The sequence below is a fragment of the Thermoanaerobacterium xylanolyticum LX-11 genome (assembly GCF_000189775.2).
Lineage (GTDB): Bacteria > Bacillota > Thermoanaerobacteria > Thermoanaerobacterales > Thermoanaerobacteraceae > Thermoanaerobacterium > Thermoanaerobacterium thermosulfurigenes.
This window is the reverse complement of record NC_015555.1, coordinates 710,855-737,296: the sequence shown is the minus strand read 5'-3', so window position 1 is coordinate 737,296 and position 26,442 is coordinate 710,855. Positions and strand designations below refer to the sequence as shown.

Annotated in this window: 28 protein-coding genes and 1 riboswitch; of the genes, 6 read left to right on the top strand and 22 right to left on the bottom strand. The window is 35.1% G+C overall.

Annotated features, from left to right (window positions below; translation table 11 throughout):
- Position 1 precedes the first annotated feature (1 nt).
- Positions 2-991 (bottom strand): ABC transporter substrate-binding protein, encoded by a 990-nt coding sequence (locus THEXY_RS03590; RefSeq protein ID WP_013787488.1) that lies wholly within the window; start codon positions 989-991, stop codon positions 2-4.
- Positions 992-1,299: 308 nt separating this feature from the next.
- Between THEXY_RS03590 and THEXY_RS03585 the strand changes: the two genes are divergently transcribed.
- From THEXY_RS03585 to THEXY_RS03565, 5 genes are all read left to right on the top strand, one after another.
- Positions 1,300-2,481 carry an ABC transporter substrate-binding protein gene (locus tag THEXY_RS03585; RefSeq protein ID WP_013787487.1) on the top strand — a complete coding sequence of 394 codons (1,182 nt, stop codon included), beginning with the start codon at positions 1,300-1,302 and terminating at the stop codon, positions 2,479-2,481.
- Positions 2,482-2,571: 90 nt separating this feature from the next.
- Positions 2,572-3,456, top strand: a complete 885-nt coding sequence (locus tag THEXY_RS03580; protein ID WP_013787486.1) for a branched-chain amino acid ABC transporter permease — start codon at positions 2,572-2,574, stop codon at positions 3,454-3,456.
- Positions 3,457-3,465: 9 nt separating this feature from the next.
- Positions 3,466-4,422: a branched-chain amino acid ABC transporter permease gene (locus tag THEXY_RS03575; RefSeq protein ID WP_041592200.1), complete on the top strand. Its 957-nt coding sequence runs from the start codon at positions 3,466-3,468 to the stop codon at positions 4,420-4,422.
- Positions 4,403-5,203, top strand: a complete 801-nt coding sequence (locus THEXY_RS03570) for an ABC transporter ATP-binding protein (RefSeq protein WP_013787484.1) — start codon at positions 4,403-4,405, stop codon at positions 5,201-5,203. The genes THEXY_RS03575 and THEXY_RS03570 overlap by 20 nt, the downstream gene beginning before the upstream one ends.
- A 3-nt stretch (positions 5,204-5,206) precedes the next feature.
- A complete protein-coding gene (locus tag THEXY_RS03565; RefSeq protein ID WP_013787483.1) occupies positions 5,207-5,908 on the top strand; it encodes an ABC transporter ATP-binding protein in 702 nt (233 codons plus the stop codon).
- Positions 5,909-6,107: 199 nt separating this feature from the next.
- Here THEXY_RS03565 and THEXY_RS03560 read toward each other — a convergent pair whose 3' ends face one another.
- The 14 genes from THEXY_RS03560 to THEXY_RS03495 form a co-directional block, all read right to left on the bottom strand.
- Positions 6,108-7,199: an MFS transporter gene (locus tag THEXY_RS03560; protein WP_013787482.1), complete on the bottom strand. Its 1,092-nt coding sequence runs from the start codon at positions 7,197-7,199 to the stop codon at positions 6,108-6,110.
- Between the two features lie 99 nt (positions 7,200-7,298).
- Positions 7,299-8,594, bottom strand: coding sequence for a helix-turn-helix domain-containing protein (locus THEXY_RS03555; RefSeq protein WP_013787481.1), 1,296 nt, complete (start codon positions 8,592-8,594; stop codon positions 7,299-7,301).
- 161 nt (positions 8,595-8,755) lie between these two features.
- Complete coding sequence (locus THEXY_RS03550; RefSeq protein ID WP_013787480.1) at positions 8,756-9,925, bottom strand: MFS transporter; 1,170 nt, start codon at positions 9,923-9,925, stop codon at positions 8,756-8,758.
- Complete coding sequence (locus THEXY_RS03545) at positions 9,918-10,193, bottom strand: PqqD family peptide modification chaperone (RefSeq protein ID WP_013787479.1); 276 nt, start codon at positions 10,191-10,193, stop codon at positions 9,918-9,920. The genes THEXY_RS03550 and THEXY_RS03545 overlap by 8 nt, the downstream gene beginning before the upstream one ends.
- Positions 10,194-10,781, bottom strand: coding sequence for an SPASM domain-containing protein (locus THEXY_RS03540; protein ID WP_041592069.1), 588 nt, complete (start codon positions 10,779-10,781; stop codon positions 10,194-10,196).
- A 178-nt stretch (positions 10,782-10,959) separates the two neighbouring features.
- The gene (locus THEXY_RS03535; protein WP_041592068.1) at positions 10,960-11,247 is read right to left on the bottom strand and encodes a radical SAM protein; all 288 of its coding nucleotides are present in this window, start codon (positions 11,245-11,247) and stop codon (positions 10,960-10,962) included.
- 716 nt (positions 11,248-11,963) lie between these two features.
- Positions 11,964-12,380: a HutP family protein gene (locus THEXY_RS03530; RefSeq protein ID WP_013787477.1), complete on the bottom strand. Its 417-nt coding sequence runs from the start codon at positions 12,378-12,380 to the stop codon at positions 11,964-11,966.
- Positions 12,381-12,418: 38 nt separating this feature from the next.
- On the bottom strand, positions 12,419-13,105 hold the full coding sequence (locus THEXY_RS03525; protein WP_013787476.1) for a DUF554 domain-containing protein: 687 nt from the start codon (positions 13,103-13,105) through the stop codon (positions 12,419-12,421).
- Positions 13,106-14,002, bottom strand: coding sequence for a DNA-3-methyladenine glycosylase family protein (locus THEXY_RS03520; protein WP_041592067.1), 897 nt, complete (start codon positions 14,000-14,002; stop codon positions 13,106-13,108). It abuts the gene before it with no gap.
- Positions 14,003-14,101: 99 nt separating this feature from the next.
- Entirely contained in the window at positions 14,102-14,950 is an 849-nt protein-coding gene (locus THEXY_RS03515) for an Asp23/Gls24 family envelope stress response protein (RefSeq protein WP_013787474.1), read from the bottom strand.
- Positions 14,951-15,077: 127 nt separating this feature from the next.
- On the bottom strand, positions 15,078-16,346 hold the full coding sequence (locus THEXY_RS03510) for an Nramp family divalent metal transporter (RefSeq protein ID WP_013787473.1): 1,269 nt from the start codon (positions 16,344-16,346) through the stop codon (positions 15,078-15,080).
- A 43-nt stretch (positions 16,347-16,389) separates the two neighbouring features.
- Complete coding sequence (locus tag THEXY_RS03505) at positions 16,390-17,049, bottom strand: redox-sensing transcriptional repressor Rex (RefSeq protein ID WP_013787472.1); 660 nt, start codon at positions 17,047-17,049, stop codon at positions 16,390-16,392.
- Positions 17,050-17,129: 80 nt separating this feature from the next.
- Complete coding sequence (locus THEXY_RS03500) at positions 17,130-17,855, bottom strand: OmpA/MotB family protein (protein WP_013787471.1); 726 nt, start codon at positions 17,853-17,855, stop codon at positions 17,130-17,132.
- Entirely contained in the window at positions 17,842-18,660 is an 819-nt protein-coding gene (locus THEXY_RS03495) for a flagellar motor protein (protein ID WP_013787470.1), read from the bottom strand. The genes THEXY_RS03500 and THEXY_RS03495 overlap by 14 nt, the downstream gene beginning before the upstream one ends.
- Positions 18,661-18,786: 126 nt before the next feature.
- Between THEXY_RS03495 and abc-f the strand changes: the two genes are divergently transcribed.
- Positions 18,787-20,679 (top strand): ribosomal protection-like ABC-F family protein, encoded by a 1,893-nt coding sequence (abc-f, locus tag THEXY_RS03490; RefSeq protein ID WP_013787469.1) that lies wholly within the window; start codon positions 18,787-18,789, stop codon positions 20,677-20,679.
- A 172-nt stretch (positions 20,680-20,851) separates the two neighbouring features.
- Here abc-f and tsaD read toward each other — a convergent pair whose 3' ends face one another.
- The 7 genes from tsaD to argF form a co-directional block, all read right to left on the bottom strand.
- Positions 20,852-21,865: a tRNA (adenosine(37)-N6)-threonylcarbamoyltransferase complex transferase subunit TsaD gene (tsaD, locus tag THEXY_RS03485; RefSeq protein WP_013787468.1), complete on the bottom strand. Its 1,014-nt coding sequence runs from the start codon at positions 21,863-21,865 to the stop codon at positions 20,852-20,854.
- An 11-nt stretch (positions 21,866-21,876) separates the two neighbouring features.
- A complete protein-coding gene (gene rimI / locus THEXY_RS03480; RefSeq protein WP_013787467.1) occupies positions 21,877-22,323 on the bottom strand; it encodes a ribosomal protein S18-alanine N-acetyltransferase in 447 nt (148 codons plus the stop codon).
- Positions 22,324-22,339: 16 nt separating this feature from the next.
- Positions 22,340-23,020, bottom strand: coding sequence for a tRNA (adenosine(37)-N6)-threonylcarbamoyltransferase complex dimerization subunit type 1 TsaB (gene tsaB, locus THEXY_RS03475; RefSeq protein WP_013787466.1), 681 nt, complete (start codon positions 23,018-23,020; stop codon positions 22,340-22,342).
- Complete coding sequence (gene tsaE / locus THEXY_RS03470) at positions 23,020-23,478, bottom strand: tRNA (adenosine(37)-N6)-threonylcarbamoyltransferase complex ATPase subunit type 1 TsaE (protein WP_013787465.1); 459 nt, start codon at positions 23,476-23,478, stop codon at positions 23,020-23,022. The genes tsaB and tsaE overlap by 1 nt, the downstream gene beginning before the upstream one ends.
- A gap of 124 nt (positions 23,479-23,602) precedes the next feature.
- A complete protein-coding gene (locus THEXY_RS03465) occupies positions 23,603-24,187 on the bottom strand; it encodes an ECF transporter S component (RefSeq protein ID WP_013787464.1) in 585 nt (194 codons plus the stop codon).
- A 60-nt stretch (positions 24,188-24,247) separates the two neighbouring features.
- Positions 24,248-24,374, bottom strand: a riboswitch (FMN riboswitch).
- Positions 24,375-24,438: 64 nt separating this feature from the next.
- On the bottom strand, positions 24,439-25,383 hold the full coding sequence (arcC, locus tag THEXY_RS03460) for a carbamate kinase (protein WP_013787463.1): 945 nt from the start codon (positions 25,381-25,383) through the stop codon (positions 24,439-24,441).
- 102 nt (positions 25,384-25,485) lie between these two features.
- Positions 25,486-26,427, bottom strand: a complete 942-nt coding sequence (gene argF, locus THEXY_RS03455; protein ID WP_013787462.1) for an ornithine carbamoyltransferase — start codon at positions 26,425-26,427, stop codon at positions 25,486-25,488.
- Positions 26,428-26,442: the final 15 nt, after the last annotated feature.

Here is a 26,442-nt window from a genome sequence, read left to right as displayed (position 1 = left end):
TTTATTTGATGACCTCTTGTGCTTTCTTCATGATAGAATCTGGTATTTTAAAACCAATTGCATCTGCTTCTTTTTGGTTTAGTATAAGCTGCAGATTCTTAGCAGTTTCCACTTTTATATTGGCAGGCTTTTCACCTTTTAAAATCTTAATAGCCATCAAACCTGCCTGATAGCCTAAATCGCTGTAGCTTATGCCAAGTGTAGCCAATGAACCGCCTTCAACCATTCCTTTCTCTGCAGCTATTACAGGTATCTTCGCTGAATTGGTGACCTTTATTATAGCCGCAACAGAAGAAGCAACAGTATTGTCTGTCGGAAGCCATATGGCATCAACTTTCCCTACTAAAGATTGTGCCGCTTGGCTGACTTCGCTGCTATTTGATACAGTAGCTTCTTTTACGCTAAAGCCTAATTTTGCTGCATCGTCTTTCGCAATCTTCACCTGAACTGTAGAATTGACTTCACCTGCATTGTATATTATCCCTATTCTTTTAGCATTTGGAACCAAGTCCTTTATCAACTTTAACTGATCATTTATAGGCTCCATATCGGAAGTACCTGTCACATTTCCGCCAGGATTATCCAACGATTTTACAAGCCCAGCAGCGACAGGATCTGTAACAGCAGTAAACACGATTGGAATAGTAGAAGTGGCTTTTTTAACTGCCTGTGTAGTAGGCGTTGCTATGGAAAAAATTAAATCGACATTTTTATCAACGAACTTTTTGGCTATTGTTTCAGCCGTCGACATATCACCTTGAGCGTTTTCCTTGATATAGGTGACATTCTTCCCTTCTTCATAGCCATTGTCTTTCAAAGCTTTTATAAACCCTTCTCTTGCGCTATCAAGCGCTGGATGTTCAACTATCTGTGTGATACCGATTGTTATCATTTTTCCCGTGCTACCAGTGGATGTTGTCTTGCTTTGGCATCCAGATATAGCAAAAGATATTATAAAAAAAGCTGCCAAAACAAAGATAGACCTTTTCATAAAAACTCCTCCCCTTGCATGGCAACAACAAAAATCCTACCGTGCTACCATGCTAAATTTCAAATGACACTTTTGATAAAATTTTCATTAATTAATAAAATAGTAAGATAAAAACATTTATTAGTCAATAAAAGTTTTTTGTAATATTTATTAGAAAATTTGAATATGCCTTAAAATAATTAATCTTGATGTAAATATCATCAATAAAGTATAATTATAGTAAATTTATCGTCTGTTTTCTTTAATTTTTCTACCGGTAGAGAAAAATTTTAATTTTATTAAATTTTAAAAAATGGGAGGACATATCTATGAGAAATTCGTTAAAAAAAGCTTCAATGCTTTTAGTAGGCATAATGACAGCTTCACTTCTGTTTTCTGGCTGCAGCAAAAATACCAGCGCTACAAGCAGCAACAAAATAAACGTGGGAGCCCTTTTTGAATTGACAGGACAAGTAGCGTCATACGGAACTTCTGAGTATAATGCAGTAAAACTGTATATAGATGATGTCAACAAGAACGGCGGTGTTCTTGGCAAGCAGATTAATCTTATTAAAGCCGACAACAAATCTGCGACAGATGAATCAATAAATCAGGCAACAAAGCTTATCGTTGAAGACAATGTAGTGGCAATATTAGGACCTGCCACAACAGGCAACACAAAAGCAGCTTCTTCAATTGCATTAAGCAAAAACATACCTCTTATAACTCCATCTGGTACATCTTTTGATGTAACTGTTGATCCAAACACGAACAAAGTAAAAAGCGAAATATTCAGGGCATGTTACACAGACCCATATCAAGGCAAAGTAATGGGCGAATTTGCCGCAAAAGATCTAAATGCAAAAACTGCTGTCATATACATTGACGACAAAAGCGACTACAGCAAAGGCCTTGCCCAAAGCTTCAAAGAACAGTTTGAAAAACTTGGCGGCAAGGTAATAGATCAGGAAGCTTATGTGGCAGGTGATCAAGATTTTAAGTCGACACTTACTAAGATAAAAGGATTAAATGCTGACGTCATATTCATACCCGGATATTATCAAGATACAGCAAAGATAACAAAACAAGCAAGAGAAATGGGCATAGATACACCTCTACTTGGTGGGGACGGTTGGGACTCACCTGATCTATTAAAGATAGCAGGTGCATCTGCATTAAACAACGTCTATTACAGCAACCACTTTATATCAACAGATCCAGATCCGACTGTTCAAGACTTCATAAAGAAGTACAAAGACGCTTACGGTACAGAACCAGATGCTTTTGCCGCTTTGGCATACGACTCAGCAGGTATGTTGGTACAAGCGATAAAAGATGCAAACTCAACTGACCCGGCAAAAATAACAGAAGCTTTGGCAAATCTGAAAAACTTCAAAGGTGTTACAGGCAATATTTCGATAGATGCACAACACAATCCTATAAAACAGACAGTCATTATCGAATTGAAGGACGGTAAGCAGACACTTAAGAAAAAAGTAAGTGCTGAATAAATAATCATAAGATAACTTTAAAGAAATACGGCAATGCGGTCACCTTGTGGCCGCATATATTTTAATATATTTTAACTTGAGGTGATATTTATGAAGACATTTATTGAACAGTTGATAAATGGTTTATCTTTAGGCAGCATATACGCACTCATTGCCCTCGGATATACTATGGTTTACGGCATAATGAAGCTTATAAATTTCGCTCATGGCGATATATATATGGTAGGTGCATTTACAGGCTTCTTCGCATCAACATACTTTCACCTTGGCTTTATACCATCTCTTCTATTGGCAATGTTAGTAAGCCTTATACTAGGTGTGACAATTGAGCGAGTTGCATATAGACCTTTAAGGGATAAGTCAAAAATCTCAATATTGATTACAGCCATCGGTGTCTCACTTTTGCTGGAAAACGGAGGTATAATCCTCTTATCACCACAGGTCAGGACATATCCTCAGATTTTCAAGCAGCACATGTACTCATTTTTCAATGGAATAATCACCATATCAAACCAGCAAATCGTCATATTTGTCGTATCCATAATCATGATGGTGGGACTTCAGCTTATTATATACAAGACAAAGATGGGAAAAGCTATGAGAGCTGTCTCAACAGATCCTGATGCTGCAAGGCTTATGGGCGTAAATGTAGATAGGACCGTTTCTTTCACATTTGCCATAGGCTCTGCCCTTGCTGCTGTTGCAGGCGTCTTAGTTGGCATATACTACAATTCCATTGACCCACTGATGGGTATCATGCCAGGCTTAAAAGCATTTATAGCAGCAGTATTAGGCGGAATAGGAATAATACCAGGTGCTATGGTAGGAGGCCTTTTGATGGGCGTCATAGAAGCACTTGTTTCAGGCTACGGCAGCTCTTTATACAGAGACGGCGTTTCATTTGCAATACTCATCATAATACTTTTAATCAAGCCCACAGGACTATTTGGCAAAAACGTAAGAGAGAAAGTGTAGGTGATAAAGTTGAAGCAGATATTGAAAAACAGGTTGTTGATTTTCTTAGGGCTGTTGGCTTTTTACGGTATAATACAAATCTTACTGTCAACAAATATATTGAACGATTATTACGAAATAAACATAGTTCTCATGGGCATAAATGTAATACTTGCTGTAAGCCTCAACCTGATTAATGGCTTTACTGGACAATTTTCATTAGGTCATGCAGGATTCATGTCAATCGGTGCATACACATCAGCCATAATAACATACAAGTTAGGACTTCCATTTCCACTGGCACTATTAGTAGGAGGCATAGCAGCAGGAATAGCAGGAATCTTGATAGGAATACCATCACTGAGATTAAAAGGCGACTATCTTGCCATAACGACACTTGGATTCGGAGAAATAATAAGGGTAATCTTTTTAAACACTGAATACGTCGGTGGAGCAAGCGGCCTATCTGGAATACCGAAGTACACAAACTGGACGTGGGTATTCTGGATAGCAGTCATAACTGTCGTATTAATCAGAAACTTCATAAACTCCAGCTACGGCAGATGCTGTGTAGCAATCAGAGAAGACGAGACAGCTGCCGAATCGATGGGTATAAACACAACTTTCTACAAGACATTGGCATTCACGATAGGTGCATTTTTCGCAGGAATAGGCGGTGCCCTTTACGCTCACAACTTCTACATCATACAGCCAGAAACATTCAACTTCATGAAATCATTCGATATCTTAACAATGGTTGTATTAGGAGGACTTGGAAGCATAACAGGATCTATTTTATCAGCCATCTTCTTAACTTTTGTATACGCACTTTTGCAGGACTATGCTGCACTAAGAATGGTCATATACGCTCTCCTTTTGATCATCGTAATGCTATTTAGACCAGAAGGATTGATGGGTACAAGAGAATTTTCTCTCAAAAAACTATTCAAGAAAGGGGAGAAAAGCAGTGAGTTTACTGTCAATTAAAGACGTATCTATAGACTTTGGCGGCATAAAAGCCTTGATAGACGTCAACATAGAACTGGAAAAAGGCTCTTTAACAGGACTTATAGGACCAAATGGTGCTGGAAAATCAACAGTATTCAACATAATAACCGGCATATACAAGCCTACATCAGGAAAAGTGACATTTGACGGAAAAGCTATATCTCAAAAGCCCTACAACAACACAAAGCTTGGCATAGCAAGGACATTTCAAAACATACGTCTATTTAAAAACCTAACTGTCCTTGACAATGTCAAAATAGCTGAGCACATTCACGTGCAATACGGACTTTTAAGCTCCTTTATTCAGCACAAGAAATACTTAGATGGAGAAAAAACACAAGACAAACAAGCGATGGATCTCCTTAAAATATTCAATCTTGATAAGCACGCTTTAAACCTTGCCAAAAATCTGCCATACGGCGAACAGAGAAGACTTGAAATTGCAAGAGCACTGGCAACAAAGCCAAAGCTTTTGCTCTTAGATGAACCTGCAGCAGGAATGAATCCACAAGAGACAAAAGAGCTTACAGATACAATCAGATTCATAAGAGACAAATTTGACATAACGATACTCTTGATTGAACACGACATGTCGCTGGTGATGGATCTCTGTGAAGACATATACGTCATGAACTACGGGAAAATAATCGCCCATGGCACACCAGATGAAATCAAGAAAAATCCAGAAGTAATAGCAGCGTATCTTGGAGAAGAAGACATTGATGAAAAAGAAATTTTATCAATTGAAGGAGGTGCTTAAATCATGTTAGAAATAAAAGATCTCAACGTCTCTTACGGAATGGTAAACGCCTTAAAAGGCATAGATCTTAAAGTAAATGACGGTGAGATCGTGACTATAATAGGTGCAAATGGCGCAGGCAAAAGCACTACTCTAATGACGATATCAGGCATATTGAAGCCAAAAAAAGGCTACATCAAATTCAACGATGTAGACATAACGAAAAAACCCGCTCAAAATATAGTTGATATGGGCATCTGCCAAGTGCCAGAAGGAAGAAGAATATTTGCCAACATGACTGTAATTGAAAACCTTGAGATGGGAGCATATCTCAGGAAAGACAAAATGGTAAAAAGCGACATGGAAAAAGTGTTTCACCTATTTCCACGTCTAAAAGAAAGGCATAAACAGATTGCCGGCACTTTAAGCGGTGGTGAGCAGCAGATGCTGGCAATAGGGCGAGCATTGATGTCAAAGCCAAAGGTACTTTTGTTAGACGAACCATCAATGGGGCTTGCACCCATCGTAGTACAAGACATATTCAAGACCATAAAAGGCATAAATGAAGATGGTACAACCATCCTTTTAGTAGAGCAAAACGCTAAAATGGCTCTATCTATTGCAGACAGAGCATACGTCCTTGAAACAGGCAATATCTCCCTTGAAGGTGCTGCATCTGTCTTAAAAGACGATGAAAGGGTTAAAAAGTCATACTTAGGAGGTTAAAAGAGGGTTCGCAATGAACCCTATTTTTAACGGCAATTTATTATCTATATCTGATAAAAGTTTCCCCTCAAAATCAATTTCCCAATTTCCTTTGCAGCAACAAAGGATATCTTAAAATTGACGGTGCTTTGTAGAAATATCCTAATAACAACAAAAATCCACTTATAGCAAAAAAATATACCACCGAAATTCCTTCTCGTTAGAAAATTGAAATTCCATAGCCTAAAAGATAAAGACTTGATATAAATGCATTAAAGGCAGATGTCACTTGAGGCAATTTGCAATTATCGGTTAGTTTGATCAATAAATTTTCTGAAACCAATTGGCGTATTCCCATACCTATTCCTAAAAAAGCAGATGCTAAATAAAACACGTATATCTCATTAAAAAATGCCATTGATAATAAAGAAGTTGTTAGAAAAGCAGTTCCAATATTAACAAATTTTCCTTTCGCCAATTTCGCTTCAAACTTGATGTACATCAATGATGCTAAAATAGAGAAAATAGACGAAATCGCTCTTGACCAGGCAAAAGTAGTTTCCGATTTTAAAAGAATTTGCGTAACATAAAGTATCAAAAGAGGTATGGAAATACCTTCAACAAGTGAGCGAATACCTTCAAGTATAACAAGCCATTTTAACTCTATATTATTCCATATAGTATGAAAGATAGTATGAAAGCCTTCAGTTGCCTGATGATAAAAATTCAGATTGCTTTCGCTTTCTGATAAATGTTTGTCCTCATGACTCTGAATTTTTAAAATTAAAAATGCACTCAATAAATAGCTAACTGAATCTGCCATTAAAAAAATAGTAGGTAAAATGCCTATTGAAATCAACAATGCACCAAAAGCCGGTGCTAGCATATTAATTAGATCATCTACTCCTAAAGAAATCCCAATTGTTTTAGTCAAAGTTAAATCATCTGTATTTGATTTAATTATGCTTGTTCTAAATGAACAGTATATTGAATTAAAACAGCCTAAGAAAAATATCAAACATAAAACGATATATGGTATTTTAATAAAATTTAATATTCCAACAACAATCAAAAATCTCATTAAATCACATAAGACTAAAATAAATTTATCAGACATCTTTTTACTTAAAGTATGAGGAATAATTGGTCCTATAAAAAGCCACGGCAATGTTTCAGCAATGAAGGCCAGTGACAATATAGTAGACGAATGGGTCTGATTGTATACAATTATTGGAAAAGCAAGGCTATGAAGCTGTGTCCCAAAATTAGAAATCCATTTTGCAAAAAGTAATAACCTGATATTTTTATTCATTGCTTTTTCCTTTAATATTTAGAATATTTTCGGCAACTTTTGTTGCCTTATATATTCTGAACATATTCAAATTTTATCCTCCCGAAATGTTTGTATATATTACTGTCTTATTGATTCTACAATTTTATCAGCCTTACTCAAATGATTATTACACTTGTCTGCATTACCATCTTCTAAATACAATATGGATAGCTTTATATGGACTTTTAGCAATTCTTTTATGCTGTTTATATTTTTGGCGACTTCCAATATTTTATTGTATATGTGTATCACTTTTTCTCTATCATTTAATTGCTTATAAATATCAGCCAATCTATAATTTCCCATTATGATGTATTCTATGTCATTGTTTTTATTAGCTATCGAAATGCCTTCTTCCATGAGATTTATAGATTCTTTGATGTTCCCCATTTTTAATAAAACATTGGCTTTTTCAATAAGCGTGTGGGACAATAACTTTTCATCTTTGTTACGCCTTATTTTCTCTGCTTTATCAAAATACTCCAAAGACTTTTCATAATCATTTAGATCTGCATAAATTTCGCCAATATTGTTGTAAATCAATCCTGCTATTGAATCTTCATCATTAACATTATTTAGTAATTTTTTATATACGTCTAAAGATTTTTCAAGAAAACCCATTTCCCTGAAGCAATTGGCTTTTATAGAACTTGCATAAATATAGTTAATAAGTTCATCGGATTTATTACAATCTTTAAGAAATTTCTCAACATATTCTATTGCAACATCATATTTGCCAATATGTTTATAGCATAATGAAATGTTATAAATCGCTTTATTTCTTATACTTTTATCGTTTGTCTCCTCAGCAAAACTCATGGCTTTATCAAAGTAAAATATTGCTTCTGCATAATCAGTTATATTCATCTTGCAAACGCCCAACATGTTATAAACGTATGGTATCTGTTCCTTGAATCCATACATCATCAATAGTTCAAGGGCTTTGTTGTAATTTAGTATTGCATCTATATATTTATTTGCATTATACATTATGTCGCCAATTTTAATGCTTATCAGTGCGTTTACTCGCTTTCTTCCGTATTTTTCTGCAATTTCAAGTAATTCATTTACTTTGCTTAAATCCTCTTCATTGTTAATCTCTTTTAATTTTTGGATACAATAGTATTCGGCTTCTTCAGCAGGTGTCATTAAAAGGTATTCACCATCTATGTTTAGATTTATGCCAATTTCTTTGGCTCTTTTATTAAGTTTCTTTGCAATGGCAGAAGCTGTTTCTTTGCTCATAGTGCTTCTACCGCTTTCAATCATGCTTATAAAACCTCTGGTAATGTTTTTATCCTGTAGTTCTTTCTGTTTCATCTTAAGCATTTTCCTGATTTTCTTTAGTCTTTCACCTTGAGTTGAAAATTCCATATAAATTTCCCACTTTCCTTCTTTATATACTGTCTTAAGTCTTAAATTAATATCTATTATACAATAAATGACTTCTAAAGACTATTGGTATAAAAAAATAAAACATTTAATGAACTTATGTTTTTTATTTCATTAGATCATATAGATAGTCTTTTGCTTTTTTAAGATGTTAATTCTAAATGTATTTTATTTCGTGCAACAAATCCGCTAATTAATACTATAAAACCGCCTATTAACAGTACTGCCCTCACGCCAAAAAATTCTGCTGCAATACCCCCAAATGCTAATGAAATAATCGATGTTATATTTGTTAACATTGTATTCATGCTAAATGTCCTCCCAAGGTATTGATTATCACAATTTTCTTGTATAATCGTAGTCCTTGAAATGGAATATAATGCATTAAATATTCCATTAAAAAATTGTATCAAAATTGCTAAAACGAAGAATGTATTTAATGGAAATACAGCAGTAGAAATTCCTAACCCTATTAATCCTAACTTAAAAATAACATCAACTAGCACGTTTTTTAGATATTTATATAAAACAAGCGAAGTCAGTATCATTGCTAGCCCTTTGAAAGTAAGAATTACACCATATCCCTGCGAATCTGTTTTTAAAAATTTATAAACATACATGATTAGTAATCCATTTAACATGCCAGCGGCTAATCCAACTATCGTATTTATTGATAATGTATTGAAAATTATACAATTACCCTTTATATACTTTAATCCTTCGATAAATGAAATTTTATCTGTTTGATACAATTCTACATCCTTTTTGGACCCATATTTATATAATTTTATCAAAAAAATCATTATCATGGATAATAGAAATGTCAAGGAATCAATATAAAAACAATATTTAATATCAAATTTTGAAATAATAAAGCCACTAATTGAGGGTCCTAATACCATCATTAATGAACTATATGAACTGCTTAAACTATTGACTTGTCTTAATCTATCTTTTTTAACTAGTTCCGGCAATATGCTATTTTTAGCTGTATCATAGAATATAGAAATAGTAGATACAATAAAAATTATAATAAAAACATATTCTTTAAAAAAAGGTATTAAAAAAACTAAAATAGCTCTTAAAAAATCTCCTAAAATTAAAATTTTCTTCTTATTATAAATATCAACTATTTTCCCGGCAAATACTCCAAATATTAATGAGGGCAATAGCATCATAATAGACAAAAACGACATATCTACAGATGAGTTATTAATGTTGTACACTAAGGTTAAAACAGCAATTCTATCTATCCAATCCCCTATATCAGAAATTACCTGTGATGATATGAAAAGAAAAATATTTCTACTCATATTTTTCCACCTTTATAATTATTTCTTTATCAATAAGTTCATCAATAAAATTTTTAATTGTATATTTTGCAGAATCTATATCGTCTCCTGTGAATTTACAAACATTGTAGATAATGTCATCTAAATTTTCATATTTTATTGCAAACTCGAAAATAATATATCCAATATCATTCATTAACAACGTCTCATTTTTTTTTGAATTATATAATAAATACTCTTCATCATTTTCTTTTCTAATAAAAACGTAATTATTCTTTTTATACCTCAATTAATTCTCCTCCTCAATATTCCAACACCTATTATCAAATCCATTTAAAAAGCCTGTAGTATAATATGCATATGCTCTGCATCCACCCATACACATATTAAAAATTTTACATTTGTTACATTTACCTTGAATGGATTCCAATTTCCTAAATTGGTTCATCGTATTTGAGTTTATCCAAATATCTGAAAAATCTTGGCATAGAATATTCCCGCATATAAAGCTTTTCTCTCTAAAATAAACACAAGGGGTAACATCGCCATTAGATTTTATATGAGCAATCACGTTTCCAGCTTCACATATTACTTTATTTTCATGGTTAATATATTGTAATAAGCTAATTTTATTGTTTTCTTTATCATTTTTTAATAAAACTGAAAGTAGCTTTTGTGGTTTTATAATCATTAAATTACCATTTTTACTTTCGTAATCTAATATAAGTTCGTAAGCTTTTTTTAGCTGTTGTGAAGTAGGGCAAAAAGATCTATTACCACTACCAACAGGTATAAAATCAATAAACCTTACTGCATCAACATTTAGTGATTTTGCTAAGTTTAACAAATCTAAAATATAATCAATATTCTCTCTCATTAACACCATAGCAATCGATATTTTAATATTATACTTTTTTAAGTTATTAATCCCATTTAAAGCCCTTGTAAAAGCTTCTCTTGATCTTCTTATTCCTTAATAAACTATTTTATTTGGTCCATCTAAACTAATTTGCATTAATCCAATATTATATTTGGACAACTCTTTGGCAATATTATCAGTAATCAACGTAGCATTTGTTGTTATGCGAGGAATATAACCTTTTTTTATCTAAATATGATAAAATTTGAAAAATATCATTTCTGACAAAAGGTTCACCACCTTTGATACTAATTTTAAACACACCAGCTTCAAATAATTTATCAATAATTGATTTGCATTCTTCTAAAGTTAAATCAGAAATGTTATCAGTTCCTAAAGAATTAGAACAATGTTTACATTTTAAGTTGCATTTACTTGTTATTTCCCAAGTTACCATTTCAGGAGCTTTTAAAATTCTATTCATTAAAACAGCTCTATCTAAAATAATTATAATCTGTTAAACTGTTTAAATTTTTTATATATATAACAAGCCTCAATTACAGATATTGTTTGAGGCTTGTTATATATATAAAAAATTTTAATGGACATTGTCACAGCCAACAACCATTTGCCTAATAATAAGTGATTTTTTCATAAAATTTCCTCCTTCCATTGGGTTTAATCGCGCGATTTTATATAAATATACCATTAATGGTAAATATTATTTCAAAAATTAATTAAATTTAGAATATAACCCGAAAATCAAATGAACTATGTTAGTACTGCAACTATAATAGTATTGCCAAATTGTTAAACCATTATCATATTAAACGACATTACAAACACTCGAACTATTCAAAGTTAAAGCAGGTGGGTCTTCAAGTGGAATTACGTTAATTACAAGCGTCAAAACCGCAAACATTAATGTAAATAAAATTAGTATCTTTATTTTTTTATTCATTTAAATTTTCCCCCTTAAACCAAATTTTTTATATTATTGATTTTATTATATCAATATCAAAAATTAAATGCAATATATTTTTTTATATTTATTGCATTATAAAATTGATAAACTTTAGATCAAAATTGTGCAGACAAATGTAGCAGCTTCATGCCATTTATAAGTATAAAAAATGCCCCCTTAAATTAAAACTGTCTATTTTAAGGGGAGCATATCACAAACATGGATATTTACAATTTTCAATACTTAAGAGACCTATGCCCTAATCCAATGGCAACTTCATTTAAGTTTAACATTCCAACAGCGAAAAACGCACAGACACAAAGGTGTTCGCCGTAAAATGCAATTCCGATCTTGCCACCTATATTAAGTCCCATAGCTTTATCTTTTAGCTGCATTATTGCCTCATGCGTTGCACCTGCAACAGCACCTTCACCTACATGGTTGTCCTCCACCACACCTTCTCTTTTTGCCGCTACAACTGCCCTTTCTATTATCTTTGAAATTGAATTAATGTATTCGCCGCCATAATCTACAGCCGCTACCTTGATACCCTCTTTCCCATACTTTCCCTTTAATGCAGCTTCATCCTCTCTCCTTGACATCGCCATCCTTATGGCTACTCTTGCAACATCTATGCTTCTTATTTCTTTCATACTCAATAGCCCTCTTTAAAGAGCACCTCCTTCATCATTTAAAATGCTTTTAGTATTATTTCGTATACAATAGGTATAAATATTGACGGAAGCAAGTTCCCAATCTTTATCTTCGTCAAATTCAGCATATTTAATGATATACCTATTATCAAAACACCACCAATGGCAGACATGTCCGCAATAACGTTAGTTGTCAACAAATCTTTAAGAAGCGATGCACACAAAGTTATAGAACCTTGATATAAAAGGACACTTATGGATGATATCATTACGCCTATGCCTAATGTAGATGCAAATATTATAGATGATATACCATCTAACATGGATTTTGCAAACAGTATACTGTGATCACCTTGTAGACCGTCTTTTAATGCACCTACAATCGCCATCGCTCCAATACAGTATATAAGACTTGCTGTCACAAAGCCATCGCTTATCTTATTTTCACCGTTTCTCGATAATTTTCTCTCTAAAAAGTCGCCAAATTGGTTAAGCTTTTTCTCTATTTCCAGTAGTTCACCTACAATGCCGCCTATCGTCAAACTTATTATCACCAGTAACAAATTTTTGTACTTCAATGCACTGTCAAATCCTATTATCAAAACGCTTAAAGATATGGCTTGCATAACTGTTGACTTTATTCTATCCGGAATTCCAATTTTAAATAAAGTGCCAACAAAACTACCCACGACAATAGATGCTGCATTGACAAAAGTCCCGATCATCTAATTTTTCCTTTCTTTAAACACGTCTTTTGATACATGATCTTTTGCATAGTTAAAAAGGTACTGCTGCGCAAATCCAGATAAATCGCCAAACTTCTCTTTTGCAAAATTCTGCACATCAGAATTATTTGTCTTCCTTTTTAGGTATAAAAATTCTACAACTCGCTTTATCCAAACATCTGTCGGAAATGCCTCATATCTTCCGATAGAATAAAGCATGACACAGTCTGCAACCTTCGGCCCTACACCTCTTATGCTCATAAGTATATTACGTACATCGTAAGTATCGTAAAGCTGCAACTCAAAAAGATTTACTTCGTCATTAAATACTTTTAACGCTGCATCGATTATATACTTCGATCTGAATCCACATTTGCTTTTCTCTAATACTTCTATATCTGCCATTATGAAATCCTGAACTTTCGGAAAAGTGTAATACGTCTTATCCTTATAAACGATAGGGTGTCCCAATAACCTGCTTAAATTCTCTATGACTTTTTTTATCTGTGGAATCCGATTGTTCTGAGATATGATAAATGATATAAGCGTCTCCCACGTGTCTTGCCGCAAAATCCTTATGCCTTCGCCGTACTTTATGGCTGCTTTTAAAATCTCGTCTTGCGAAAGTGTCTCTTTTATCTTGCCGTAGTCTCTGCCCAAGTCAAAGTAATCATACCATATATCATTAAAATCTGCCAAAGTGGTATTATCAATCGTCAATATATCTCCATCTAATTTTACATTTATTACTCTGTCAAATGCGACCCCCGTATAACTTCCATCATCTTCTTCATTCCATCTGAAACATTGTCCACATTCTAATGTCTCTTTAAGGTTAAAATCCTTAATTCCATGCACTATAACCTTAGAACCGGACTGCTCAACTAAATATCTCATTCTCCTCATCACCCACATATAGGTTTTTCACTGCCTTACTACATAATATTTACTAACCTCTACAATTATTATATAATTTTTTGAGGATAAAAAAAAGGCTTATTTGCCTTTATCAAGTATTTCTCGGGTTTTAAGTATCTTGTCATTTCCTTTTATATAAAGTGATTTAACGTGAATCTTTATGTCAAGCACATTTAAAGATGTCATGTACTCTACAACACTTTTTATCTTTTTTATAGCTCCTCTTAAAACGCTATTTATAGGCGTACCATGCACCATTACAATGTCTATTTTTATTATTATTCCTTCTGTGTAGTTCTCTGTTATGACTTTATTTATTTTATAGATGCCTTCAAATTTCTTCGCCTCATTCAATACAATAGAATTTATTACATTTTCAGAGATTGTGTATTTGCCAAGATAGCTGTAGTATGGCCTCACTACCGTCTTCTCAAAGTCTATCTCTTTTCGTCTAAATATCCTCAATGGATCTATAAAATATCCTGAAAAATGCTTTTTAACTTCAAATGTCGGTACAGGTATTACATGCATCCCTTCCTCATACCTTTTCTTTCTTGCAAGCTCTATCTCCTCAGAGGATAAGATGTCTTCTATATATATTCGCTCAGCAACAGGCGGTAGATTAAGCCTTTCAGCGATTTTATCCACCATTTTGTCAGACGTTCCTATTATCAATATTTTATCTGGATTTATTTCTTCAATTGATTTTTTAACCTCTCTGGCGTGCTCATCATCTGTAAAAATGGCTCTTCTTATAGCTGACAATTTTGTCTTTTCTCTTTTGGCAGAAACCCCTGATATGATCCTGTTTTCACATATTAAAAGTCCGTCATCTATGATGTACTTTATACCGTATTTCCCTGCAACAAACGACGCATGATGACTTTTGCCGCTTCCACTGGCTCCAACAAAAGAATATACCTTCAATTGATACCCTCCATGATTAAAAATGATGACTATAGGTTATATTATACGGCATCCATCGTATTTTGCAATAAAAATTTAATTTTTCTTTTTTATGCTTAGTTTTACCAATGTCTAATGCAAGATACCATCAAATCAATGTGTCGATTAAAAGTTTTACGTTTAAGGCAGTTATAATCATAGCTAAAATAATTAAAACAGCTTTACTGGCTTTGCTATTTGCATAATCGCCCATGACCTTCTTCGATGATGTAAGATAAATTTGAGTAAACACTGTAATCGGCAATTGTATGCTTAGTATCATCTGAGAAAATATCAAAAACTGTAATGAGTCTTTAAATAAAAATATTACAATAATCGCTGCAAAAAGCGAGATAAATATTCCTGTAAGCGTGTGTTTGTCTTTTATGTTGTAAGGTTCTTTAAATATTCCAGCGTATATGGAACCACCTGCAATTCCAGATGTTACCGTTGACGAAAAACCTGAGAACAAAAGTGCTATTGCAAATACCAAAGATGCCTTCCCTCCAACGATTGGCTTCAAAAGCTCTCCTGCTTGCTCTAACATGTCCACAGCAATGCCTTTAGTGTAAAATGCCGCAGCCGAAAGAAGTATCATAGCACTATTTATGGCCCAACCTATAATCATCGAAAACAATGTATCAAGAAATTCAAATTTAAGCTGCTTTTTGACAACCGATTCATCCTGCAAGTTCCATTGGCGGCTTTGAATGATTTCCGAATGGAGGAACAGATTGTGTGGCATTACGACAGCACCTAAAACGCTCATGATTACAACCATGGAATTGTGAGGTATTGATGGGTTTATCCAACTTATAGCTGCTGCTTTCCAATCTATCTTCACCATGTATACTTCAAACAAAAATGAAAGTCCTATAAGTGACACAAACCCGATTATGATCTTTTCTAAACTCTTGTAAGAATTTGTATAAAGCACCAAATATATGACTAATAGCGCTAAAACCGCCCCGATTTTTACGGGTATATTGAAAAGCATCTTTAGAGCTATAGCTGTACCTAATAGTTCTGCTGTAGATGTAGATACTGATGCAGCAACAGCCGACAGCAGTATAAGCTTCGAAAGCCTGCTGTCTATAAATATAGATGTAGCTTCAGACAAACAGTAACCCGTGACAATTCCAAGATGTGCCGCGTTGTGCTGCAATATGATGAGCATTATTGTTGATAGTGTTATAACCCACAGCAGCTTATACCCATATATTGAACCTGCAGATACATTTGTAGCCCAGTTTCCCGGATCTATAAAGCCTACCGTAACCAATATCCCCGGTCCGACGTATTTCAGAAAATTGACGAACGGTACGACACTTCTATCTTCCTTAAGAAAATCCCCAATGGTTTTTATAAATCTTTTCATGTTTGCCTCCAAGCAATACAAAAAAATAAATGGATTGTACCATTTATTTTTCCTCAACTTTAGCTTTAAGCAGATTTTCTTCATTTATTCTATACGATAATGTCAATAAGCTATCACTCAAATGTACATTTTCCAGTATTACGTCATCGGGAACCTTTAAATCTATAGGAGAAAAGTTCCATATGGCTTTTATACCTGCTTTCACCAATCTATCAGCCATAATCTGAGAATTATCTTTTGGTATGCAAAGTATAGCAATGTCTATCTTATTTTTAGACAAAAAGTCCTCTAATGTTTCAACATCCATTATCTCTATATCTCTTATTTTAAGCCCAAACAATCTTGGATTAACATCAAAAATCCCTTTTAAGCTAAACCCAGTTCTCTCAAAATTTGTGTAGTTAGCTATAGCCTGTCCAAGATTACCTGCACCAATGATAATAGTGCTGTATGTCTTATCTAAGCCTAAAATCTTTGTCAGAGTATTGTAAAGCTCTTCTACGTTGTAACCATACCCTTGCTGTCCAAATCCACCGTAATTATTGAGATCCTGCCTTATCTGCGAGGCAGTCACGCCCATCCTTTCGCTTAACTCTCTGGATGAAATCCTTTTTACATCGTTCTTCAACAATTCTTCTAAATATCTATGGTATCTCGGCAATCTCCTTATCACAGGCATCGGCACTATTGTTTTTTTAGTCATAAAATCACCCCAGACAAAATCCTTAATAAAGAAATTATATTACATTGTAAATAATATGTCAACCTGGAAATATCTATTTTTTACTTAGCAGGTTCCCATTTGTTATAATCGATGTTCATTATCACTATGTCAACTCTCCTGTTAAGCTGCCTATTTTTATCGCTATCGTTTGGCACTATTGGCCGATACTCGCCATACCCTACAGCCGAAATTTTTGCCGGATCCATCTTTACATCATTCACCAAAATTTCAACCACATTTGTGGCTCTTATGACAGAAAGCTCCCAGTTTGAATGAAATTGATTATTGTTTATGGGCACATTATCTGTATACCCCTCAACGCGGATGTAATTGGGCATCGATTTTAAAATGTTTCCTATTTTTATCAATGTCTCTTTCTGGTCAGGTTTGACATCTGCTGAACCAGTATCAAATAGCAATGTGTCATTTAGACTTATGACAAACCCTCTCTCGTCCACCTTGTAAGTCACCATGTTTTGAAGGTTGTACTGCTTTATAAGCTTGTCAAGCTGTGATGCAATCGAATTGTCGTTAGTGCCATTTGTACCTGTAGTCTTAATGCTGTCAAGTATGCTGTTTCCGCTTTGTTGCCCTATGACATAATTTGTCCCATCAAAAGTTTTACCAAGTGATGCAGCAATCTGCTGGAATTTCTGCGAATTAACAGTGCTTATTGTATAAAGCACTATAAAAAATATCATAAGCAGCGTTATCATGTCAGAATAAGTAAGCAACCATCTTTCGCTGTTTTCCTTTTTCCCTTCATCTTCCTCATGCCTTATCATCAGCAATTTCACCTTTCACACTTTGTTCTTTTGCTTTAGCAACTGATTCCCTTTCAACTACAAATGTCAGCAATTTCTTCTCCACGATCTTAGGATTCTCACCAGCTTGCAGTGAAAGGCTGCCTTCTAAGATTATCTCCTTTTCCGTCTTTTTGATCTGCGCTTTATTTTTAAGCTTATTGCCTATAGGCAGCCATACAAGGTTGGCCATACTTACACCATAAAGTGTAGCTATAAAAGCAACAGCTATTGAAGGCCCCAACTTGTCTGGTTCACTGAGATTTCCCAAGACGTGAACAAGTCCCATAACCGTACCTATGATACCCATTGTTGGAGAGTATCCTCCAGCAGCCTCAAAGATGCTGGCTTCTCTTTTCAGCTCTTTATCTTCTATGTATATCCTATTTTCCATAGTAGTCCTTATAAGCTCAATATCCGCACCATCTATGACAAGCTCAATACAGTCTTTTAAAATAGGATCGTAGTTTTTAATTTCATCTGACTGCAACTCCTGTTCAAGGCTTAAAAGCCCTTCGCTTCTGGCTTTTTGAGCGAGATATACAAAATACTTGATTATGTCACCGTATTTGTTACCTTCTTCTTTAAAAGCCTTCCCAATCAATTTCGGAAGCTTCAACATATCTTTCATCGAAAAAGAGGTCATAGTAGCACCTATCGTTCCACCTAAAACTATAAGTGCTGCCGATACACCTATTAAAGATGCAACACTTCCACCCTCCATGACAAATGCTAAGATGAGAGAGCCAAACCCTAACAAAATCCCCAATAACGTCGAAAAATCCATACACATTCACCTCGTTAATTTTGACATATATAATATCGGCAACAAAACCATAAAAATTAAATATCAATTTCACTTTAAATAGGACATAATCTTTGATATATTATATTATAACAGGAGGAGTATTAAATGGCTATAATTTCAGCAAATAACGTAAATTTATCATACGGAATAAATAGCATATTAGAAAATATCTCTTTCATTGTAAATGAAGGCGATAAAATCGGTGTTGTAGGAGATAATGGAGCTGGAAAATCAACTTTATTTAAACTTATAGTAAAAGATCTTCAGCCTGACATCGGAAACATATCAATGCCACTAATAAGCGTAGGATATCTTGAGCAAAACGCCTATATAATAAGCAACAAGTCTATTTACGATGAAGTCAAGACAGTTTTTCAAGACATTGAAAATCTTGAAAATGAAATAAAGAAGCTGGAAAAATTGATAGCAGATACAAAAGATGAACCGAAACTAAACAAGCTTCTTGACGAATATTCAAAGTTGACAGATGAGTACAATAAAAAAGAAGGTTATTCAGTCGACAGCAAAGTTCGAGGCGTGCTTATAGGATTAGGCTTTAGCCAAGAAGAATTTGATAAACCTGTTTCTACCTTAAGCGGTGGTCAAAAGACAAGGCTTATGCTGGCAAAGGCGCTTTTAAAAGATCCTGACCTTCTTCTTTTAGACGAGCCTACAAATCATCTTGATATACCTTCCATAGAGTGGCTTGAGCAGTATTTGAGATTTTTTAGAGGAACTGTAATGGTCATATCACATGACAGATTTTTTCTCGACAGAATCGCAACTCGAATATTTGAAATAGAAAATAAGACATTGAAATCCTACGATGGAAATTACACAGAGTACGTAAAGAAAAAGAATGAAGAAATAAGCATAATAATGAAGGCTTATGAAGAGCAGCAAAAGGAAATCAAGAGAATACAAGAAATGATAATGATACAGAAAAATCGCCGCCGCGAAAAATCAGTGAAAATGGCTGAAAGCAAACAAAAACTTCTGGACAAGATGGAAAAAATAGATAAGCCTTCTATAAACAATGAAACAATTAAGCTTTCATTTGATTTTATAGAAAAAAGCGGAAATGATGTTTTAAAGGTGTCTGACCTCTCATTGTCTTTCGATAAACCTGTATTTCACAATATAAGCTTTGAAGTCTACAAAGGAGATAGAATAGCTATCTTAGGACCTAATGGCGTAGGAAAAACTTCTCTCCTTAAAACCATAGTAGGCGAGATTGCAAATTACGAAGGAAGCATAAGCTTAGGCACAAATGTATCGATAGGCTATTATCAACAGGAGTTTTCAAATCTAAACGATGAGAAAACAATAATCGACGAAATATGGGATGAAAATCCTTATCTGACTCAAACAGAAGTAAGGACAATGCTGGGCTCTTTTTTGTTCAGCGGCGATGATGTGTTTAAACAAATAGGCAAGTTAAGTGGCGGGGAAAAAGCAAGAGTTTCCCTTTTAAAGCTTATCCTTTCAAAAGCCAACTTTCTACTTTTAGACGAGCCTACAAACCACCTCGACCTGAAGTCAAAGGAAGTGCTGGAAAAGGCATTGTTAGATTTTGGTGGCACACTTCTATTCGTGTCACATGACAGGTACTTTATAGACAAAATAGCCACAAAAGTATTGGAAATGTCCAGCGATTCTATCAACGAATACTATGGGAATTATTCGTACTACGTAGAAAAAAGAAATGAAAATAATACAAAAGAAGATGAAGAGGAAAAAAAGACAAAGACACAGCTTAAGAACGAAAAAATGCGAGAAAAGCTAAAGCAGAAAGAAGCCAAAAAGCAAAGGGAATACATGGTACGTATAGAAAACGAGATAATAGAAACTGAAGAGGCCATAAAAGAACTGGAAGAAAAAATGTGTAATCCCGATATATACAAAACTGGAGAAATCGTCGATACACAGTCAAAATACAATATGCTAAAAGAAAAATTAGAAAAACTGTATGAAGAATGGGAAATTTTAAGCGGGTAGATTATGCCCGCTTTAATATTGCTTCTTCAAATTCTTTTTTCCATTTGATTACATAATATCCAAACTATTAAAGTTAATCACAGTATCCACAAAGTTATCCACAGACATATTACAGCATTAAAGCAGATTTAAAGACAATTTTCCACAATATACACAGATTTTTCGCCAACAATCAAAAAAGTTTTAAGTACGGGACAGCGTTTAAGTCTAATCCTGAAACTTTTCCGCGAATAAAGTCAAAATACCCCGCACTTGCTATCATAGCACCATTATCTGTGCAGTACACTTGTTTTGGAAAATGAATCACAAACCCTTCTTCATCAGCCAGTTTTTTTAATCTTTCTCGAAGAAGGCTGTTAGAGGCCACACCACCTGCTATGGATATTTTTTTTATATTTTTAAACTTAGCAGCCTCAATAAGCTTTGTTGACAAAACATCGACTACATTCATCTGAAAGCTGGCAGCATAGTCTGCCACATTTATCTCAATGCCATTTTGCCTTTCTTTATGCAGTTGATTTATGACTGCTGTCTTCAATCCGCTAAAGCTAAAATCAAAATTGTCCTTTTCCATAAAAGACTTTGGAAAGTTATACCGATATGGATCACCGCTTTTTGAGATCTCATCTATTTTAGGACCACCAGGATAGCCAAGACCTAATGCTCTTGCCACCTTGTCAAATGCTTCTCCTGCAGCATCATCCATCGTTCTACCGAGAACCTCATACTGTCCATAGTCTTTTACAAAGACGATGTGGCTATGTCCACCTGATGCTATAAGACAAATAAATGGCGGTTCAAAATCGCTGTCAAGGTAATTTGCAGATATATGCCCTTCAATATGGTTTACGCCAACAAATGGTACGGCTTTCCCGTACGCCAACGCCTTTCCGTACGAAAGTCCTACCAGCAACGCACCTACAAGTCCCGGACCGTATGTAGCAGCGACAACATCAATGTCATCAAGCGTCACATCAGCTTTAAAAAGAGCCTCTTTCACCACATTTCCTATAGCTTCAATGTGGTTTCTGGATGCTATCTCAGGGACAACACCACCAAATTCCTTATGTATATTTATCTGCGAATATATGACATTAGACATCACAATTTTACCGTCTTTTACAACACTTGCCGATGTCTCGTCGCAGGATGTTTCAATTCCTAATACAATCGTGTTTTCCCTCATACAATCTCTCCTTACATATCGTATTTCCACATTATCACTGCATCTTCATTGTTGTCCTGATAGTACCCTCTTCTTTTGCCAACAGGTTTAAACCCGTATTTTTTATAAAGCGATTGTGCTACAAGGTTAGATTCTCTCACTTCCAGCGTCATAGACGTTATGCCTTTATTTTTAGCAAGTTCAATCAAACCTTCAACGATGGCAGAACCTACACCTTGCCCTCGAAAGTCCGGATGAACTGCAATGTTGGTTATGTGTCCTTCATCAACAACCACCCAAAAACCACCATATCCAGCTATCTGGCCGTCTACCTCAGCAACAATATAATGTGCACAACTATTTTTCGTAACTTCCATCACAAATGATTCAAAAGACCATGGCACAGAAAAGCTTAAATACTCAATTTCCATGACTTTATCTATATCGCTTTTTACCATAGGGCGAATCTTTATATCCATAAAACCCTCCAAAAGATCATTTAGAATTTTCCAACGGTGCAGGCTTTCTAACATAATACGGTTTAAAATCAAGATATGTGCATATCTCTCCATTTGATATTTTTTTAAGTGCCATCATACCAACCGATGACGCCCTTGATATGTTGTTAATCGGTGATGCAAATATAGCATCAGGCAATGCACTCTTTAATGTGTCTTTATATGGCAAAATACCATCTCCGACGAATAAAACTTCCTCACTGTATCCCTTTACTATGTCTATAACTACACCTAATTCTTCCAGCGACACATCTTTTAGCCTACTTATCTCACTACCACCTTTATAAAAAGCTGTATAGACGTTTCCTCTTAACGCGTCAATTATAGGGCAGATAATTCCTTTAAATTCTCCTATGTTATAGGCAAGGGCATCTAAGGATGATACACCAACAATTGGCACATCAAGAGATTGAGCCAACCCCTTAGCAGTAGCAGCACCTATCCTTAATCCTGTAAAAGATCCCGGTCCTTCACATACAGCTATATGAGTTATCTCCTCTTTTTTTGTCTCTGCCATTTTTAAAAGTTCATCAATCATCGGCATCAATATGACAGAATGTCTCAAATGATTTATGGAAAATTCACCTATTAAGCCACTTTCATCAACTAAAGCAACAGTAGCTGTCTTTGACGATGAATCTATTGCAAGTACTTTCATCACTTCATCTCCTTAATCACTTCATCGTATTTTGCACCATGTGATTCTATCTCTATTATCCTCTCATCAAAAGAATCACCCATGGAAATATGTATAAATATATTTTCCTCCGGGATAAGAGGCATTATCTTTTCAGGCCACTCGATGACACAAACACCGTCGCTGTAAAAATACTCCTCATATCCTATATCGTACAATTCCATGTAGTCGTCAATCCTGTACACGTCAAAATGGTAAAGGGGAATTTCACCCATATGCTCATTTACAATCATAAATGTAGGGCTTGTGACATAGTCGTATATACCCATACCTTTAGCAATGCCTTTTGTCAAAACTGTCTTGCCTACACCTAAATCTCCAGATATAAGTACGATACTTCCTCTTGTTAGTAAACCACCTAACTTAAACCCTATCTTTTCTGTTTCATCAGAGCTTTTTGTCCTAAAAGATACTTTCATACGCAACACCACCGTGAAATTTATACAAATATTATATACCAAGTATACCATAAAACAAACGCTTAATGGCTGAATAAAAAAGCACACAAAAAAATAACGGAACACTGTCCGTTATTTTAAATAACTACATCTTCAACATTGGAGATAATTTCTTGTAAATGAGGAATGTAATTAGTGATATTACAAAGCCTTTCAAGATGTTGAATGGGAAAATACCGTACGCTATCAATGTCTTCAAATCAACTATATGGCTATTTACCGCCTTTCCCATTCCAACAATGGCACTTAATGGCCAACCCATTATCTTTTGGTATAGTGGCAAAAATACATAGTAGTTTAATACTGATCCCGCAACAGCCATGACAATAGTTCCTAAAATCATGGCAAATAATGCCGACTTTTTAGATTTGTTTCTCATATAGATTATACCAACCGTAAATACGTAAATAGAGCCTACAACGAAATTTGCCACTTCTCCTATACCTGCAGATTGACTAACTGGAAGATGTATCACATTCTTTACTATCTCCACAAATATGCCGTATACAGGCCCTAACGCAAATGCTGCTAAAAGAGGTGGTATATCGCTAAAATCAAATTTTAAAAAGCCTGGAAATAGTGGCAATTGAAATTCTAAGTACATCAGTACAAATGCTATTGCGGAAAGCAACCCTACAGTCACAATCACTTTTGTCTTGCTGTGTTCCATAAATGACACCTCCAAATTTAAAAATCCCGAAGAAACATCTTCAGGATAAAAGCAACAAAAATAAATCTTCTTCCATCCAGACTGTACTGTCGGCCTTGGAATCTCACCAAGTCCACCGCATCTGCGGGTCGCGGGCTCGCTTACGCTTACCGCCGGTCGGGAATTTCACCCTGCCCTGAAGATATTCTCCACTGGTTTATTCAATTCTAAATACTATAGTGTCACAAATATATCAATTTGTCAAGTATTTTTTAATCGTCAACCACAACAGTGCCTGTATTCCCTGATAAAGCATCATGTGCTTTTTCTAAAGACGTAATTATGGCTCGCCTTCCCTTTCTTGACCTGGCAAACCTTATTGCAGCCTTGACTTTCGGCATCATTGAACCTTCTGCAAAATGACCTTCGTTTAAATATTTCTCTATATCATAGCTTGAAATTACATCGAGAGGCTTTTCATCAGGCTTTTTGTAGTTGATGTACGCTTTTTCTACAGCGGTCAAAATCAATAAAATATCTGCATCTAAATCTTCTGCCAATTTTTCAGATGCCAAATCTTTATCTATCACTGCCGCCACACCTTTTAAGCTGCCATTTTCCCTTACTACAGGTATTCCTCCACCACCTGCCGTTATTACAACGACACCGTTTCTCTCCAAAAGCTTTATTGTGTTTAATTCAACTATCTCTTTAGGCTCTGGTGATGCTACGACTCTCCTATATCCTCTTCCGCTGTCCTCTACCATCTGATACCCTTTTTCCTTTTCCAATAGCTCCGCATCTTCCTTAGAGTAAAACGGCCCTATTGGCTTTGTAGGATGTGAAAATGCAGCATCATCTTTATCTACAACAACCTGTGTAACGATTGTTGCAACATCCTTTTGTATGTTTTTCTCTTTGAAAACCTCACCTAAACATTGCTGAATCATATAGCCTATCATTCCCTGACTTTCCGCGCCGCACACATCAAAAGGCATGGCTGGTATTATGTTAGACGCTGTCTCATTCTGTATTACGATGTTTCCTACTTGTGGCCCATTTCCATGTGTCACAATGACAGAATAGCCTTCTTTTATGATGTCTGCAATATACGACGCCGTCTTTCTAACTGTATTCAATTGTGATTCGGCTGTTGGCACCATGTCCTTGTCTTGCAGTGCATTTCCCCCAAGCGCAATTACTACTTTCCCTTTCATCGTATCCTCCTACTTACGCAAATAATGACATTCTACATTATATCATTTTATTAGCGATTTGAATAGTATGTGAAAAAGCCAAGGCAATTTGCCTTGACTTTTTTAAAGAATCGTCGCTATCATGACAGCCTTAATTGTATGCTTTCTGTTTTCGGCCTCGTCCCACACCCTCGACTGCTTTCCTTCAATTACTTCGTATGTAACTTCCTGACCTTTTACAGCAGGCAAACAGTGCAAAAATATCGTGTCAGACCTCTTTGTCTTTTTCATAAGCTCATCGTTCACTTGGAATGGCCTTAAAAGCATTTCTCTCTCTTTTTGTTTTGATTCTTCTCCCATAGATGCCCATACATCTGTGTAAATTGCATGTGCACCTTCTAAGCCTTCACCAGGCACATCCGTCAGAGTAAATGTCCCTCCATTTTCAGCAGCCATTTCTCTAATCTCATTTATGTAGTCCTCTTGAGGCCAAAGCTCTTTTGGTGAATTAATCACATAGTCCATACCCATTTTGGCACAGCCAATAGCCAACGTGTTTGCCATGTTGTTCCTTCCATCGCCGACAAACACCAATTTTGTGCCTTTTAAGTGTCCAAACTCCTCTTCTATCGTCATTAAATCAGCTAAAACCTGTGTAGGATGGTATTCGTCTGTAAGTCCATTGTATACAGGGACGCCAGAATACTTTACAAGTGCTTCCACAGTGCTTTGGCTGTATCCTCTAAATTCAATGGCATCAAACATCCTGCCGAGAACCCTTGCAGTGTCTTCTATAGATTCTTTCGCCCCAAGCTGAATATCATCTGTCGACAAGAAGACAGGGTGTCCTCCTTCTTCGCCAAATGCTGTCTCAAATGCACATCTCGTCCTTGTTGAGCGCTTTTCAAATATCAGTGCAATTGTCTTTCCCAAAAACCTTTGATAGACTATTCCTGCCTTTCTTTCTGCTTTAACCTGCTTTGAAATGTCTAGAAGATACCTTATCTCCTGTGGTGTATAATCTTTTAAAGATAATAAACTCCTGCCTTTTAAATTAAATCCCATTTACTTTCCTCCTAT

Excerpts from the sequence above, each read along its gene's own strand:
- THEXY_RS03590 (WP_013787488.1), bottom strand. The coding sequence starts at position 991 with ATGAAAAGGTCTATCTTTGTTTTGGCAGCTTTTTTTATAATATCTTTT.
- THEXY_RS03585 (WP_013787487.1), top strand. The coding sequence starts at position 1,300 with ATGAGAAATTCGTTAAAAAAAGCTTCAATGCTTTTAGTAGGCATAATG.
- THEXY_RS03580 (WP_013787486.1), top strand. The coding sequence starts at position 2,572 with ATGAAGACATTTATTGAACAGTTGATAAATGGTTTATCTTTAGGCAGC.
- THEXY_RS03565 (WP_013787483.1), top strand. The coding sequence starts at position 5,207 with ATGTTAGAAATAAAAGATCTCAACGTCTCTTACGGAATGGTAAACGCC.
- THEXY_RS03560 (WP_013787482.1), bottom strand. The coding sequence starts at position 7,199 with ATGAATAAAAATATCAGGTTATTACTTTTTGCAAAATGGATTTCTAAT.
- THEXY_RS03555 (WP_013787481.1), bottom strand. The coding sequence starts at position 8,594 with ATGGAATTTTCAACTCAAGGTGAAAGACTAAAGAAAATCAGGAAAATG.
- THEXY_RS03550 (WP_013787480.1), bottom strand. The coding sequence starts at position 9,925 with ATGAGTAGAAATATTTTTCTTTTCATATCATCACAGGTAATTTCTGAT.
- THEXY_RS03540 (WP_041592069.1), bottom strand. The coding sequence starts at position 10,781 with ATGAGAGAGAATATTGATTATATTTTAGATTTGTTAAACTTAGCAAAA.
- THEXY_RS03535 (WP_041592068.1), bottom strand. The coding sequence starts at position 11,247 with ATGAATAGAATTTTAAAAGCTCCTGAAATGGTAACTTGGGAAATAACA.
- THEXY_RS03530 (WP_013787477.1), bottom strand. The coding sequence starts at position 12,380 with ATGAAAGAAATAAGAAGCATAGATGTTGCAAGAGTAGCCATAAGGATG.
- THEXY_RS03525 (WP_013787476.1), bottom strand. The coding sequence starts at position 13,105 with ATGATCGGGACTTTTGTCAATGCAGCATCTATTGTCGTGGGTAGTTTT.
- THEXY_RS03520 (WP_041592067.1), bottom strand. The coding sequence starts at position 14,002 with ATGAGATATTTAGTTGAGCAGTCCGGTTCTAAGGTTATAGTGCATGGA.
- THEXY_RS03510 (WP_013787473.1), bottom strand. The coding sequence starts at position 16,346 with ATGAAAAGATTTATAAAAACCATTGGGGATTTTCTTAAGGAAGATAGA.
- THEXY_RS03505 (WP_013787472.1), bottom strand. The coding sequence starts at position 17,049 with ATGACTAAAAAAACAATAGTGCCGATGCCTGTGATAAGGAGATTGCCG.
- THEXY_RS03500 (WP_013787471.1), bottom strand. The coding sequence starts at position 17,855 with ATGATAAGGCATGAGGAAGATGAAGGGAAAAAGGAAAACAGCGAAAGA.
- THEXY_RS03495 (WP_013787470.1), bottom strand. The coding sequence starts at position 18,660 with ATGGATTTTTCGACGTTATTGGGGATTTTGTTAGGGTTTGGCTCTCTC.
- abc-f (WP_013787469.1), top strand. The coding sequence starts at position 18,787 with ATGGCTATAATTTCAGCAAATAACGTAAATTTATCATACGGAATAAAT.
- tsaD (WP_013787468.1), bottom strand. The coding sequence starts at position 21,865 with ATGAGGGAAAACACGATTGTATTAGGAATTGAAACATCCTGCGACGAG.
- rimI (WP_013787467.1), bottom strand. The coding sequence starts at position 22,323 with ATGGATATAAAGATTCGCCCTATGGTAAAAAGCGATATAGATAAAGTC.
- tsaB (WP_013787466.1), bottom strand. The coding sequence starts at position 23,020 with ATGAAAGTACTTGCAATAGATTCATCGTCAAAGACAGCTACTGTTGCT.
- tsaE (WP_013787465.1), bottom strand. The coding sequence starts at position 23,478 with ATGAAAGTATCTTTTAGGACAAAAAGCTCTGATGAAACAGAAAAGATA.
- THEXY_RS03465 (WP_013787464.1), bottom strand. The coding sequence starts at position 24,187 with ATGGAACACAGCAAGACAAAAGTGATTGTGACTGTAGGGTTGCTTTCC.
- arcC (WP_013787463.1), bottom strand. The coding sequence starts at position 25,383 with ATGAAAGGGAAAGTAGTAATTGCGCTTGGGGGAAATGCACTGCAAGAC.
- argF (WP_013787462.1), bottom strand. The coding sequence starts at position 26,427 with ATGGGATTTAATTTAAAAGGCAGGAGTTTATTATCTTTAAAAGATTAT.